Source organism: Mycobacterium sp. 1165178.9, from assembly GCF_001673555.1.
GTDB lineage: Bacteria > Actinomycetota > Actinomycetes > Mycobacteriales > Mycobacteriaceae > Mycobacterium.
Map to the genome: position 1 here is coordinate 1 of NZ_LZMB01000397.1, position 13,844 is coordinate 13,844.

Consider the following 13,844-nt stretch of genomic DNA (forward strand, 5'->3'; position numbering starts at 1 on the left):
CTGGTCCTCACGGAATCTGGCGCCTTATGGCCTGGGGGAGCCATCCACGAGACCGGCGGCGCGTGCATGGGCGAGACACCGGAGAACTCGGTGGTGAACTCTTTCTGCCGGTGTTGGGATGTTGACAACGTATTCGTTACCGACGGTGCGTGTTTCGTCTCGCCCGGATATCAGAATCCCACGCTCACGATGATGGCTCTCACTGTTCGAGCGTGTCGATTCATTGTTGGTGACTATGCGAACGGTGTGAACTGAATGGAGTACGGGAAGGTTGCGGGGATTGATAAGCCGGTCTCTCGGATCGTCTTCGGCACCGATCGATTGCGGGGTCGGGGACTACCGTTGCTACCGCCCAGTCGAACCCTTGAACGACAAGCTTTTTCGCTTTTGGATCGGTCATTCGAGCTGGGGTACAACACATTCGACACTGCGCGCATTTATTGGGACAGCGAACGCACGCTGGGGACCTGGATGCGGCTACGCCGGAATCGCGATGATGTTGTGATCATCAGCAAGGGATGTCATCCGCACCTCTTGCTGAAAAGTCCGCGGCTCTCTGCGTCTGACGTTACGCACGACCTTCACGCATCACTCAAAGCGCTCGGCACGGATTCCATCGACCTGTATCTGCTTCATTACGACCACCCCACGGCGTCGGTCGAACCCATCATGGAGCGGCTCAGCCGTCACGTCGACGAAGGGAAGATCAGCGCGATCGGTGCGTCGAACTGGTCTCACGAGCGAATTACCGAGGCCAACACGCATGCCACGGCCGCGGGATCGACGCCATTTAGCGCCTCAAGCGTTCAGTTCAGCCTGGCCGAATGGGCAAAAGCCCCATGGCCCGGCGCCGTCACACTTGGAGGGGACGCCCAGCGCGCGGCGAGGCAATGGTATTCGACACACGGGCTGTCGGTGTTCTCGTGGTCCAGCCTCGCCCGCGGATTCTTTTCCAACCACTACGACCCGAAAAATCCAGGCCGCAACCGTATGAGCCGTTGGTGCGCAACTTACTTCGGCACCGAACAGAACATCGAAAGGCTCGATCGCGCAAAAACATTCGCGCGCGAGCGTGATGTGACCGTCGCGCAGGTTGCGCTGGCGTACGTCCTGTGCCACCCGCTGCATGTGTTCGCCGTGGTCGGTTGCACCACGTTGGAGAAGTTCGCCGACAACGCGGCAGCATTGTCTCTGAAGCTGGATGAGGCGGCGCTGCACTGGCTGGAAACAGGTCATGCGGCGGACTGATGACTTCCACAGCCACACACCTCGGCGGCGCGGCAGACGCGACGGAGGGTACGGCAAGCACCCATCGACTCCCGCGAAGGGGTGATAGTTTTGTGTTCGTGCACAGCGTCTTTCGATGACGGAGCCGTGGGGGAGAAGAAGAACAGGACCGACCGGAGGCGGATGAAAAGGATGTCGTGGAGCGAGCGCGTCGAAACCGGGACGAGGATGCGCCGTGCGTGGCGCCGTTTCACTGCCTGCCACCTAAGCGAGCTGGCGCATATGTGCGCGCGCCTTTATGACCCCACGCGGACGGGTGGCTTCGCGCGACCATCGCATGACCGCACCGCCCTGCCGGCGCCGACCACCTGCGCGTGCGCGGGTTGGCGATGCAAGAGAGCCGCGTTCGAGCTCAGAACGATGGTGTGTGGCGAATGCTAGATTTTTTCACCAAGATTCGGCGGCTCTTGCAAGGTGTTGCGGTGCGTGCGCTCGTGTACTTGATGCGGTTTCCGCTGATTCGAAGGTTTGCTTCCTTCGGTGAGCCATATCTTTTTGGGCGAGTTCTAAAGCTGACGACTACCGCTGGGTCCGCAGGTGGAGCGATAGGGTATCTCTTCCGCAACCACGATCCCCATTTGTCTGCGAAAGATATTTATCGGCAGGTTTTCTCTGCGGACCGACTGGAGCAGGGATACCAAAGTCAAATGGGCCAAGATATGTTCCTGAATCGATGGTTCTTCAAAAACCACGGGCCCGGCTTTTTTATTGACGTGGGTGCATTCGATGGAATTATGGGCAGCAATACGGCCTTTTTTGAGAAGAATCTAAATTGGCAGGGTATCGCGTTCGAGCCTAATCCAGCCGCGTTTCAAGTTCTACAACGCACACGCGCCTGCCGTTTGATCCGAGGCTGCGCATACTATCGGGACGGCGAGGTTCCCTTCCTGGCGCTTTCCGAACAAACACGGCCCGAAATAACCAAAATGCCCCCACCTCGGAGCATGCTATCGATGGTATTCGACTCGACTCATGGGGGCTCCATGTTGAGTGGAATACCTGACCACATGGACCAACTTCAATGGATACAGTGGCTGAGCAAGCCCATGAAACTCAATCAAGAAATGGAGACCGTAGGGTGCCACCGAATTGCTACTGTCCTTAATGAATCCGACGTGAAAGTCGTGGACTATCTTTCGATCGATGTCGAAGGTGCCGAGCTAGAGGTTCTGCGTGGTATTGATTTCGACGCCGTGCAAGTCAACGTCATAGGCGTAGAGCACACTCATACTTTCCCTGAAGTTTATGAATTACTGACAACGTCAGGTTTCGATTACCAGGGCCTACTTTTCTTTGACGAAATTTTCGTGCACAAATGCCCGCGCTACTCCTGGGACGCCTAGCCGGATCCGTCATGCGCGACGTGCCGACCGGTGCCCGTTGGGGTCTGTCTTCGGGTCAAGTCGTGTGGTCTTTGTCGGGTAAGGTGGGGTTGTTGCTGGTCCGAGGTCGGTGCCGTGGTGGTCCACTCGCTTTGGGCTGGTGCGATCAGCCAATGGGTCGTATGCAACGGCCCGGTTATGTAGCGTGGCCCAAACTTGTGAATCCCGGTGGATAGCGCGCGCACGGGGTCGAGTTGCCGGGCGGCCGGCGGACGAAGAGATAGCCGCTTTCATTTGTACGAGGCGGCACATATGTGAAAGGTCAGTATCCACAGTGAGATTTGTGCTGGCGAGTTTCGGAACTCGTGGCGATATCGAGCCTTGTGCCGCCCTCGGTCGTGAGTTGCTACGCCGCGGCCACGACGTGCGTATCGCCGTCCCGCCTGACCTAGTTGCCTTCGCCGAGTCGACTGGCCTTGCGGCGGTCGCGTACGGACCGAATTCGCAGTCCTACCTGACCGCCTACCGCGACTTCTGGACGTCCTTGTTCCGCAACTTTTGGAAAATCCATAAGCTGCGCAGGCTGTGGGGCGAACTCTCAAAACCTGTAAGCGAGTGCTGGGGGCAGCTGAGCACGACGCTGATGTCGTTGCTGGCGGAGGAGGGGGCCGACCTTGTGTTCACCGGCCTAGCGTTCGAGCGACCTGCCGCCAACGTCGCGGAGTACTACGGCATCCCGTTGGCCACGCTGCATTATGTCCCAGTGCGGGCCAACGGCCAGGTCCTGGCATTTCTCCCGGCACCGCTGGCCCGCTTAGCGATGACCGTGTTCGACTGGCTGGATTGGCTCATCGAAAAGAACGTCGAAGATGCACAGCGCCGCGAACTCGGTCTACCGAAGGCGACGAAGCCCGCCCCGCGACGAATCTCCGAACGGGGATCGCTGGAAATTCAAGCCTACGACCAGGTTTGCTTTCCCGGGCTGGCAGCCGAATGGGCGGCATTTGAGGGTCGACGGCCCATCGTAGGTGCGCTGACGATGGAGTCGCCGACCGATGCCGACGAGGAGGTCGTCTCCTGGATCTCTGCGGGAACACCGCCGATTTTCTTTGGGTTCGGCAGTATGCCGGTTGAATCCCCGGCCGACACGCTGGCCATGATCGGTGCGGCCTGCGCGGAGTTAGGCGAGCGGGCGTTGGTGTGCGCCGGCTGGAGTGACTTCACCGACGTCCCCCATTTCGAGCATGTCAAGGTGGTGCCCGCCGCGAATTTCGCGGCGATATTTCCGATTTGCCGCGCGATCGTCCATCACGGTGGCGCGGGCACCACGGCCGTAGGCCTACGCGCTGGCGTCCCCGCCCTGATCCTGTCGATGGACGTCACTCAAACGATTTGGGGAGGTACGGTCAAACGACTGAAGGTGGGCACCACCAGGCGCTTTTCGAAAATTACCCGTGAATCGCTGGTCGCGGACCTGCGCACCATCCTCGTCCCGGAATACATTGCCCGGGCACGCGAGATCGCCACCCAGATGACAAGTCCGTCTGACAGCGTTGCGGCCGCCGCCGATCGCCTGGAAGATTTCGCACGCTTAAAGCCTGTTGGCTGAGCGGCAAAGGGGTCGACCAAGCGGTTACTACATGATCCCGCGCGACGCCGGCCCTCAACGAAGAAAACCGAGGAAATAGGCGCGGACCTGGCGGAATTCGTCATCCGCAATGGGCGGCGCTCGAACTTTGGGGGCGTGGCGTGGCTTTCGGTCCGCGATGAGGCCGTTTCGGCAGCGCCGGCGTGGACTTTCGTGACGGGAAGCGTCACCACGCCAGACCTCCGGTTAAAATTGCTCAACGTGATGCGAACCGGAACCGGCCGTAGCAAATGTTTGCTGTATGGATCGTCGGTCACGACATAGCGCGGATCGCCGTTAGCCGATCGAAATGAACGACAAAAATGAGCGGCGCAACACCTATGCTGCCTTGAAAGTCAGAAATCCCCCCATGAAGTGCCAATTAATTCCGTGATGGCCGCGGCGCGGCGTCCCATTCGCTTGCGGAACTCCCTTGTCTGGCGCACGCTTACCCACCAAAAGCGGCCCCGGAGCAAACTCGAGCGCCGCGAATCACACTGTGGGAAGTCGTTGGGCGAAAGCTGGTCCCGCACACCGCCGCCCGGCCTGTGGCGAGCGTCACGCGGGCCTGGCCATCAAGTTTGTCAAAAGCACGGACAGGCCCGGATGCCTCCGGTACCGTTTGGGTCGTGTTACACACGTCGACTAGAGGGGTATGAAGAATCGGTGAGCGTCAATCCGTTCGACGACGAAAGCGGCCGCTTTCTCGTCTTGGTTAACGACGAGGAGCAGCACAGCTTGTGGCCGACCTTCGCTGACGTTCCAACCGGGTGGCGGGTGGTGTACGGCGAAGCCGACCGCGCCGCGTGCCTGGACTACATCGACCAGAACTGGACCGACATACGGCCGAAAAGTCTGCGCGAGAGGCTGGCGACGGCCCGCGCTTCTGACCAGTAGAACGCGTGTTTTGGGGGAGTGGTATGAGACTTCATGACCGTTCACTTCCGCTAACGCGGGGGCAGTTGGATATTTGGCTTGCGGAAGAAACAGGTGAGTTTGCTGCCAGGTGGCAGCTGGGCGTGTTTGTGCGCATATCAGGCCCAATTGACCCCGATTTGTTCGAATCGGCGATCCGGCAGGTAGTACGCGAGGCGGAGCCACTTCGAGCCGCTTTTTTCGAGGACGATGGCCAGATCATCCAAACAGTGGTCGATGACCCGCACGTCGAGCTTGCTCGTTATGACTTGACGGAATCGCAAGATCCCGAGCAGGACGCCTACCGGCTGGCATCATCCATTCAGCGAACGGCGATGCCGCTTAGTGGGCCGCTATTCAAATTCGCTTTACTGCAGACGCGACCAGATGAGTTTTATTGGTTTGTGTGCTGCCACCACATTGTCACCGACGGAATCGGCCTTGCCCTCGTTCTTCACCGGATAGCAACCACGTATAGCGCTATCGCTTACGGCGACTCGATCCCTGATAATTACTTTGGATCGCTGCAGGATTTGATTGACTGTGAGCTGGAATACGAAGCATCCAGCGATTACCTCGACGATCAGGAATATTGGGCCAGGAACCTGCCTCCGCAGAGTGAGCCGCGCTATCAGACATCGGCGAACGGGAATGACGGCGACGAATCGTCTGCTCCCGTGCAGTTGGACCCGGACGCTGTCGCGGGCATCGACAAGTTAGCGAAGACGTTGGGCATGCGCCGATCGTCAGTGATTACCGCGGCGTGTGCGCTGCTCGTCGGTGGGGGCGATGTCGAGAGCTCGGAAGTCGTCTTCGATTTCCCGGTAAGCAGGCGTGTGCGGCAAGAGTCAAAGCTGGTGCCGGGGATGATTTCCGGGGTGGTGCCCCTGGTCTTGAAGGCTGCACCGGGTTCGACGGTGGCCGACTTCTGCGAGCATGTCGACACGCGAATCCGCGAAGCGTTGCAGCACCAGCGATTCCCGGTGCACGCGCTTGAAAATGCGGCAGGATCTCGCGGGTCCGGTCACCCCTCGAGTCGGGTAGCCGTCAACTTCATCCCGACCACACACCTGGCTGATCTCGCCGGTTCGGCTGTGACGGCGACCCTGACCCACGACGGCCTCGGGGACCAGTTCAGGCTGGTCTTTTTCCGGGACGAGGATCAGCTATTCCTCAGCACGCCGGGTGCCGGGCAACTGCTTCCGAATTGCGATCTTCGCGAGTTGGCGAAGCGGCTGGAACGCGTGTTGGTGGGGATGGCTGCTGATCCGGTGCGGCGGTTGTCGTCGATGGATTTGTTGGATGAGGTTGAGCATGCGTTGGTGGATGGGTGGTCGAATCGGGGGGTGTTGACCCAGGCGGTGGGCTTGGGGGTGTCGATTCCGGTGTTGTTTGCTGCGCAGGTGGCGCGGGCTCCGGAGGCGGTGGCGGTGAGTTTCGCTGGCCGGTCGGTGACGTATCGCGAGCTTGATGAGGCGTCGAATCGGTTGGCGCACTTGTTGGTTGGCTTGGGTGTGGGTCCGGGTGAGCGGGTGGCGTTGCTGTTTTCCCGTTCGGTCGAGGCGGTTGTGTCGATTTTGGCGGTGCTCAAGACCGGGGCGGCGTATGTGCCGATTGATCCGGCGGTGCCAGCGGCGCGGGTGGAGTTTGTGCTCGGTGATGCTGCTCCGGTGGTGGCGGTGTGTGCTAGTGCGTTGGCGGATCGGTTGGATGGGTTTGGCCTGGTGGTGGTCGAATTCGATGATCCGCGCGTTGGTGAGCAGCCGGGTACGGGGTTGGCGGCGTATTCGGCTGATGATGTGGCGTATTTGATCTATACCTCGGGTACCACGGGTGTGCCGAAGGGTGTGGCGATTTCTCACCGCAATGTGACGGGGTTGTTGGAGGCTGCGGGCGAGCATCTGGAGTTGTCGGGGCAGGTGTGGTCGCAGTGGCATTCGTTGGCCTTTGACGTCTCGGTGTGGGAGATGTGGGGTGCGTTGCTGCATGGTGGGCGGCTGGTGGTGGTGCCGGAGTCGGTGGCTCGTTCGCCGGAGGATTTCCACGCGTTGCTGGTTGCTGAGCGGGTCAGTGTGTTGAGTCAGACGCCGTCGGCGTTTTATGCGTTGCAGGCTGTTGATGAGGTGCGCCCGGAGCAGGGTCAGCAGCTTGAGTTGCAGGCTGTGGTGTTTGCGGGGGAGGCGTTGGAGCCGCAGCGGTTGGGGTCGTGGTTGGAGCATCATCCACAGGCGCCGCGGTTGATCAATATGTATGGCACGACCGAGACGACGGTGCATGCGTCGTTTAGGGAGATCGTGCGCGCTGATGTGGAGGCGAATGCCAGTCCGGTGGGGGTGCCGCTGGCGAATTTGGGCTTTTTTGTGCTCGACGGTTGGTTGCGGCCGGTGTCGGTCGGTGTGGTCGGTGAGTTGTATGTGGCCGGTTCGGGGGTGGGTTATGGCTATGTGGGCCGCGCGGGTTTGACGGCGTCGCGGTTTGTGGCTTGCCCGTTCGGTGGGACCGGGGTGCGGATGTATCGCACCGGCGATGTGGTGTCGTGGGGCGCTGACGGGCAGTTGCAGTACTTCGGGCGTGCTGATGAGCAGGTCAAGATTCGTGGGTATCGCATCGAGTTGGGTGAGGTGCGTGCGGCGTTGGCCGCGCTGGATGGGGTGCGTCAGGCGGTGGTGATCGCGCGTGAGGATCGCCCTGGTGATAAGCGTCTGGTGGGGTATGTGACCGGGACGGTGGATCCGGGCGCGGCGCGGGCGGGGTTGGCTGAGCGGTTGCCTGAGTACATGGTTCCCGCGGCGGTGATCGTGCTTGACGGGTTGCCGCTGACGGTCAACGGCAAGCTGGACAAGCGGGCGTTGCCGGCACCGGAATATCAAGACGCCGAGGGTTATCGGGCCCCGGCCACGTTGACCGAGGAAATCCTTGCCGGGATCTACGCCCAGGTCCTTGGCCTCGAACGCGTCGGCGTCGACGAATCCTTCTTCGAACTCGGCGGCGACAGCATTTTGTCGATGCAGGTTGTCGCGCGGGCTCGGAAAGCCGGCGTGCTGTGCCGGCCGCGCGATGTGTTCGTCGAGCAGACCGTCGCGCGTCTGGCTCTCGTGGCCGGCGTCGTCGACCGTGATGGCGCAATTGATGACGACGGTGTCGGGCCGGTGGTGGCGACCCCGATCATGCGCTGGCTGCATGGCGTGAGCGGCGGAGTTGATCAGTTCAACCAGACGGTGGTGATGGAGGCGCCGCCGCGGGTGAGCGAGACGGATGTCGTGGCGGTTCTGCAGGCGTTGCTGGACCGGCATGCCATGTTGCGCCTGCGTGCCGAGGACGATGGCGCCGGGGGCTGGTCGTTGCAGGTGCCAGAGCCGGGGTCTGTCGATGCCGGCGGGTGCCTGCAGTCGGTGGACGTGCTGTCCGAGGAAGCGCTGGTAAAGGCGCGGTCGCGGTTGAACCCAGCCGCTGGCGTGATGCTCAGCGCTGTGTGGGTGGCGTCCACCGGGCAGTTGGCGTTGGTCATTCACCATCTGGCCGTCGACGGGGTCTCATGGCGAGTATTGCTCGAAGACATCAACATCGCCTGGGCGCAGCGCCACGGCGGACAGCCGGCGGCACTACCGCCTGGCGGAACATCGTTTGCCCGGTGGTCGTCTCTGCTGGCCGAGTATGCGCGCGATCCGTCGGTTTTGAGCGAGGTCGAGACGTGGCGGAAGGTTTTGTTGACGCCGGCGGTCCTGCCGGCGGTGCAGCCCGCGGTTGACACGTTTGCCACGGCTGGGCGCCTGTCCACGCAGCTGGATGCTGAGACGACCCGTCTGCTTCTCGGTGAGGTTCCCGCGTCGTTCCATGCTGGCGTGCAGGAGATTCTGCTGATCGCATTTGGGGTGGCGTTGGCGGAGTTCCTTGGCACTGCCGGTGCGCCGATCGGTATCGATGTCGAAGGCCACGGACGCAACGAGGAACTGGCGACCGATGTCGATCTGTCACGCACGGTGGGATGGTTCACCACCAAATACCCGGTCGCGTTGGCGGTTGGCAGGCTGAGTTGGGCCCAGGTGGGGTCCGGTGATGCCGCACTCGGTGCGGCGATCAAGACCGCCAAAGAACAACTTCGCGACCTTCCGGACGGTTTGACTTACGGCCTGCTGCGCTACATGAACACCGACGTTGATCTGGCCGGTTCCGATCCGCAGATCGGGTTCAACTATCTGGGGCGGCTTGGTGGCCCGGGCGCCGAGACACCTGGCGAGCTGTGGCAGATCAGCCAGGACGGCTTGTCATTGACCGCTGCGGCTGCGGCGGTCCCCATGCAACTGATGCACACGGTGGAGCTCAACGCTGCCACCATTGACACCGAGACCGGCCCGCGCCTGCACGCCGACTGGACGTGGGCGCCCTCGGCACTGAATCAAGCGCAGGTTAGGCGGCTGAGCCGATTGTGGTTCGACGCCCTGGCCGGTATCTGCGCGCACGTGCGTCGCGGTGGTGGCGGGCTAACGCCCTCCGATATCGGGCTTACCGGTCTCAGCCAGCAGCAGATCGACGAGCTCCAGCGGCAATATGCGGATTGCTGACGTCCTGCCGCTGACTCCGCTGCAGCAGGGCCTGCTCTTTCATGCCAGCACGGGGCAGGGTAGCGACGATCTGTATGCGGTGCAGCTGGATATCACCGTGGCCGGCCCGCTCGACCCGGACCGGTTGCAAGATGCGGTGCAGACGGTGGTCGACAGGCATCCGAACCTCGCGGCTCGGTTCTCCGACAAGTTCGACCGGCCGGTGCAGATCATCCCTGCTGACCCGGAACTGCCCTGGCGATATGTGCAGCTTGACGGCAGTCTCGACGTCGACGAGCAGATCCAGCGGGTGTGCGCCGCCGAACGCGCCGCGGTCTGCGATCTCGCCGACCAGCCACCCTTTCGGGCGGTGTTGATCCGGACCGCAACTGACCGCTACCGATTTGTGCTGACGAACCACCACATCGTGCTTGACGGCTGGTCACTGTCGATCCTGCTGGGAGAAATCTTTGCCAGCTACTCCGGCCAGCGACTCCCCGCGGCGGTCCCATATCGCAGGTTTGTTACCTGGCTGGCGGATCGGGATGTTGATTCCGCCCACATTGCCTGGCGTGAGGTACTCGCCGATTTCAACACCCCGACCCTGGTGGGCGAGTCAGGTGGGTTGCGGCACGGGCGCCGAAGCGTCGCATCTTTTCGGGTGCCAGAAGACACCACCAAGGCCCTCGGTGAGTTGGCGCGCTCCAACCACACCACGGTCAACGTCGTGCTTCAGGCCGCTTGGGCGCAGCTGCTGACCTCGCTGACCGGCCAGCATGACGTTGTCTTCGGTGTCACGGTTTCGGGCCGACCACCCGAGATACTCGGCGCGGACTCGATGATCGGGCTGTTGATCAACACCGTGCCGATGCGCGCGCGTATCACGCCTACAACCACCACCACGGATCTACTGGCGCAGCTGCAGACCATCCAGAACAACACTTTTGAGCACCAGCACCTGGCGCTACCCGAAATACACCGCGCCACTGGACACGACCAGCTATTCGACACCCTTTTCGCGTTCGAAAACTATCCGCTCGACACCGAGGGGTTGCTGGGCGCCGACGGCTTGGCCGTCACCGAGTTCACCAACCGCGAGTACAACCACTATCCCCTCGCGGTACAGGTGCTGCCGGGCACTGAGTTGGGCTTGCGCCTCGAATTCGACACCGACGTGTTCGACGCATCCAACGTCCAGACGCTGATCGATCGGCTGCACCAGATTTTGGTGGGGATGGCTGCTGATCCGGTGCGGCGGTTGTCGTCGATGGATTTGTTGGATGAGGTTGAGCATGCGTTGGTGGATGGGTGGTCGAATCGGGGGGTGTTGACCCAGGCGGTGGGCTTGGGGGTGTCGATTCCGGTGTTGTTTGCTGCGCAGGTGGCGCGGGCTCCGGAGGCGGTGGCGGTGAGTTTCGCTGGCCGGTCGGTGACGTATCGCGAGCTTGATGAGGCGTCGAATCGGTTGGCGCACTTGTTGGTTGGCTTGGGTGTGGGTCCGGGTGAGCGGGTGGCGTTGCTGTTTTCCCGTTCGGTCGAGGCGGTTGTGTCGATTTTGGCGGTGCTCAAGACCGGGGCGGCGTATGTGCCGATTGATCCGGCGGTGCCAGCGGCGCGGGTGGAGTTTGTGCTCGGTGATGCTGCTCCGGTGGTGGCGGTGTGTGCTAGTGCGTTGGCGGATCGGTTGGATGGGTTTGGCCTGGTGGTGGTCGAATTCGATGATCCGCGCGTTGGTGAGCAGCCGGGTACGGGGTTGGCGGCGTATTCGGCTGATGATGTGGCGTATTTGATCTATACCTCGGGTACCACGGGTGTGCCGAAGGGTGTGGCGATTTCTCACCGCAATGTGACGGGGTTGTTGGAGGCTGCGGGCGAGCATCTGGAGTTGTCGGGGCAGGTGTGGTCGCAGTGGCATTCGTTGGCCTTTGACGTCTCGGTGTGGGAGATGTGGGGTGCGTTGCTGCATGGTGGGCGGCTGGTGGTGGTGCCGGAGTCGGTGGCTCGTTCGCCGGAGGATTTCCACGCGTTGCTGGTTGCTGAGCGGGTCAGTGTGTTGAGTCAGACGCCGTCGGCGTTTTATGCGTTGCAGGCTGTTGATGAGGTGCGCCCGGAGCAGGGTCAGCAGCTTGAGTTGCAGGCTGTGGTGTTTGCGGGGGAGGCGTTGGAGCCGCAGCGGTTGGGGTCGTGGTTGGAGCATCATCCACAGGCGCCGCGGTTGATCAATATGTATGGCACGACCGAGACGACGGTGCATGCGTCGTTTAGGGAGATCGTGCGCGCTGATGTGGAGGCGAATGCCAGTCCGGTGGGGGTGCCGCTGGCGAATTTGGGCTTTTTTGTGCTCGACGGTTGGTTGCGGCCGGTGTCGGTCGGTGTGGTCGGTGAGTTGTATGTGGCCGGTTCGGGGGTGGGTTATGGCTATGTGGGCCGCGCGGGTTTGACGGCGTCGCGGTTTGTGGCTTGCCCGTTCGGTGGGACCGGGGTGCGGATGTATCGCACCGGCGATGTGGTGTCGTGGGGCGCTGACGGGCAGTTGCAGTACTTCGGGCGTGCTGATGAGCAGGTCAAGATTCGTGGGTATCGCATCGAGTTGGGTGAGGTGCGTGCGGCGTTGGCCGCGCTGGATGGGGTGCGTCAGGCGGTGGTGATCGCGCGTGAGGATCGCCCTGGTGATAAGCGTCTGGTGGGGTATGTGACCGGGACGGTGGATCCGGGCGCGGCGCGGGCGGGGTTGGCTGAGCGGTTGCCTGAGTACATGGTTCCCGCGGCGGTGATCGTGCTTGACGGGTTGCCGCTGACGGTCAACGGCAAGCTGGACAAGCGGGCGTTGCCGGCACCGGAATATCAAGACGCCGAGGGTTATCGGGCCCCGGCCACGTTGACCGAGGAAATCCTTGCCGGGATCTACGCCCAGGTCCTTGGCCTCGAACGCGTCGGCGTCGACGAATCCTTCTTCGAACTCGGCGGCGACTCACTCTCGGCGATGCGGGCTATTGCCGCTGTCAACAAGTCTTTCGATTCAGGCCTGTCGGTGCGTGCCTTGTTCGAGACGCCGACCGTGGCCCAGCTGGCGCCCCGCACCGGTGCCGACGGGGGCGGGCTGGAGCCGTTGGTGGCCGTCGAGCGGCCGGCAGTGGTTCCGCTGTCGTTTGCCCAGAGCCGGCTGTGGTTCCTCGATCAGTTGCAGGGTCCGTCACCGATCTACAACATGGCGGTGGCCTTGCGGCTCAGTGGTCGGCTGGACACCGACGCATTGGGGGCGGCGCTCGCCGATGTGGTCGGCCGTCACGAGAGCCTGCGGACGTTGTTCCCGGAGGTGGACGGGATACCCCAGCAGCAGGTGGTGGCGGCTGAGCGGGCCGATTTCGGCTGGCAGGTCGTGGATGCCATCGGGTGGCCGGACGACCGGCTGGAGGAAGCCACCGGCGCAGCGGCCCGCTACACGTTTGATCTGGCTAATGAAATCCCTTTGCGGGCAAGGCTTTTCCGTGTCGCCGAGGATGAGCATGTGTTGGTGGCTGCGGTGCACCACATCGCCGCCGACGGGTGGTCCGTGGCTCCGCTGGTACGTGATCTGGGTGCGGCTTATGCCAGCCGGTGTGCGGGGCGGGCTCCGGGTTGGGCGCCGTTGCCGGTGCAGTATGTCGATTACACGTTGTGGCAGCGCGCGCAATTCGGTGACCTCGACGACAGCGCCAGCCGCATCGCCGGACAGCTGGCGTATTGGGAAGAAACTCTGGCCGGGCTGCCCGAGCAGCTGCAGTTGCCCACCGATCGGCCTTATCCGGCGGTCGCCAATTACCGCGGGGCCAGTCTGGTGGTCGACTGGCCGGCCGAACTGCAGCAGCGGGTCCGCGAGATGGCCCGCAAGCACGATGCGACCAGCTTCATGGTGGTTCAGGCCGCCCTGGCCCTGTTGCTGTCGACGATTACCGCCAATTCTGATGTGGCAGTGGGCTTCCCGATCGCTGGGCGACGCGATACCGCACTAGACGATCTGGTGGGAGCGTTCATCAATACGTTGGTGTTGCGGGTGGATCTGGCCGGGGATCCCACAGTGGCGGAGCTGCTGGCCCAGGTGCGTCAGCGCAGTCTGGCGGCGTATGAGCATCAAGATGTGCCCTTTGAGGTACTGGTCGAGCGGCTCAATCC

Annotated in this window: 5 protein-coding genes and 1 pseudogene; all 6 read left to right on the forward strand. The window is 62.2% G+C overall.

What is annotated here, in order from left to right; genetic code table 11:
- Window positions 1-255, forward strand: a 255-nt coding sequence (locus A5652_RS17285; protein WP_232001227.1) for a GMC family oxidoreductase, incomplete at its 5' end; no start/stop codon positions are given.
- A complete protein-coding gene (locus tag A5652_RS17290) occupies window positions 256-1,248 on the forward strand; it encodes an aldo/keto reductase (protein WP_067353903.1) in 993 nt (330 codons plus the stop codon).
- A gap of 413 nt (window positions 1,249-1,661) precedes the next feature.
- A complete protein-coding gene (locus tag A5652_RS17295; protein WP_067353907.1) occupies window positions 1,662-2,630 on the forward strand; it encodes an FkbM family methyltransferase in 969 nt (322 codons plus the stop codon).
- Between the two features lie 313 nt (window positions 2,631-2,943).
- A complete protein-coding gene (locus A5652_RS17300; protein WP_067353911.1) occupies window positions 2,944-4,218 on the forward strand; it encodes a glycosyltransferase in 1,275 nt (424 codons plus the stop codon).
- 684 nt (window positions 4,219-4,902) lie between these two features.
- On the forward strand, window positions 4,903-5,133 hold the full coding sequence (locus A5652_RS17305) for an MbtH family protein (protein WP_067353915.1): 231 nt from the start codon (window positions 4,903-4,905) through the stop codon (window positions 5,131-5,133).
- A gap of 5 nt (window positions 5,134-5,138) precedes the next feature.
- Window positions 5,139-13,844, forward strand: a pseudogene (locus A5652_RS26965) (amino acid adenylation domain-containing protein); the annotation flags it as partial.

Coding starts and splice junctions, on each gene's coding strand:
- A5652_RS17290 (WP_067353903.1), top strand. CDS start 256: ATGGAGTACGGGAAGGTTGCGGGGATTGATAAGCCGGTCTCTCGGATC.
- A5652_RS17295 (WP_067353907.1), top strand. CDS start 1,662: ATGCTAGATTTTTTCACCAAGATTCGGCGGCTCTTGCAAGGTGTTGCG.